Here is a 1352-nt window from a genome sequence, read left to right on the forward strand (position 1 = left end):
GGGTGCCGCCCCGGCCCGCGGCCCACCGGAACCGAGACACCGGGCCCGGGCCGGCGGCCCCAGNCGGACCACGCCGCGCGACGTGGCCCTGCTGGTCGTCGGCGCGCTCATCGCCGTCGTCTACCTGCTGCCCTTCTACGTCGCGATCGGGAACGCGTTCAAGACGGACCAGGACGCCTCCCTGCACCCGCTCGCGCTCCCCGTGACGTGGACGGGGGCCGCCTTCCAGACCCTCTTCGAGAACTCGGACTTCGGGATCTGGGCGATGAACTCGATCATCGTCGCGGTGTTCGTCACGCTCGGTCGGATCTTCTTCGACTCGCTCGCCGGCTACGCCCTCGCGCGACTCCGGTTCCCCGGGCGGCAGACGGTCTTCGCCCTGCTCATCGCCGTGATGGCGGTGCCGGGCGTGGTCCTGCTCATCCCGAAGTTCCTCGTGATCAACCAGCTCGGCATGTACGACTCGTACTCGGGCATGATCGTGCCGCTGCTGGTGGACGCCGCCGGGGTGTTCATCATGAAGAACTTCTTCGAGTCGATCCCGGCGAGCGTCGAGGAGCAGGCGAAGATCGACGGCGCCGGCACGTTCCGGACGTTCTGGTCGATCGTGCTCCCGATGGCGCGTCCGGCCGTCGTGACGATCACGATCCTGTCGTTCCAGGGCTCGTGGAACGAGCTCGCGCACTTCATCGTGTCGACCTCGTCTCCCGACCTGACCACGCTCACGAAGGGCGTCGCATCGCTCGCCTCGGGCGCGCTGAGCGCCGGGAACCAGTTCCCCGTGAAGCTCGCGGCGGCGTTCGTCATGACCATCCCGGTGGCCGTCGCGTTCTTCGTCTTCCAGCGGCGGATCATGAACACCAGCGACGGGGCGGTCAAGGAGTGACGCCCCGCCCGCCCTCCGACGAGCCCCACCCCCACCCCCACCCCCACCCCCACCCCCACCGCACCGGTCCACCGGCCGCCGTGGAGCCCACCGAGACCGAGACCGAGACCGGGCCCGAGCCCGTCGACCAGGAGACCCCGTGACCTCCACCATCACCTCCACCAGTCCCACGACCGCGGTCACGCCGACCGTGCCGCTGCAGCCGCTGCTGCACGACGAGGTGGTCGTCGTCGCCGCGCCGACCCAGGCGTGGTCGGGTCGGGACGGATCGATCGGTGCCAACCCGGTGCACGGCTACTGGACCGGCGACCAACGGTTCGTCGCCAGGGTCGACGTGCGGGTCGCCGGCACCGACGTCGAGCCGGTCGCGGTCGTGCCGTCCGGCGCCCGTGCGGTCGTGTTCAGCGGACTCCTGCGCGGGCTCGACGGCGCCGGTGCGGACCCGGACGTCCGGCTCGACCTCGCC

Annotated in this window: 2 protein-coding genes; both read left to right on the plus strand. The window is 71.0% G+C overall.

Going from position 1 to position 1352, the window contains the following annotated elements:
• On the plus strand, window positions 1-886 hold an 886-nt coding region (locus tag I5E_RS15925), incomplete at its 5' end, for a carbohydrate ABC transporter permease (RefSeq protein ID WP_441294337.1).
• A 139-nt stretch (window positions 887-1025) separates the two neighbouring features.
• Window positions 1026-1352: glycogen debranching N-terminal domain-containing protein (locus I5E_RS21975; RefSeq protein WP_042723967.1), on the plus strand; the 327-nt coding region annotated here is incomplete at its 3' end.

The organism is Curtobacterium sp. B18, from assembly GCF_000333375.1.
GTDB lineage: Bacteria > Actinomycetota > Actinomycetes > Actinomycetales > Microbacteriaceae > Curtobacterium.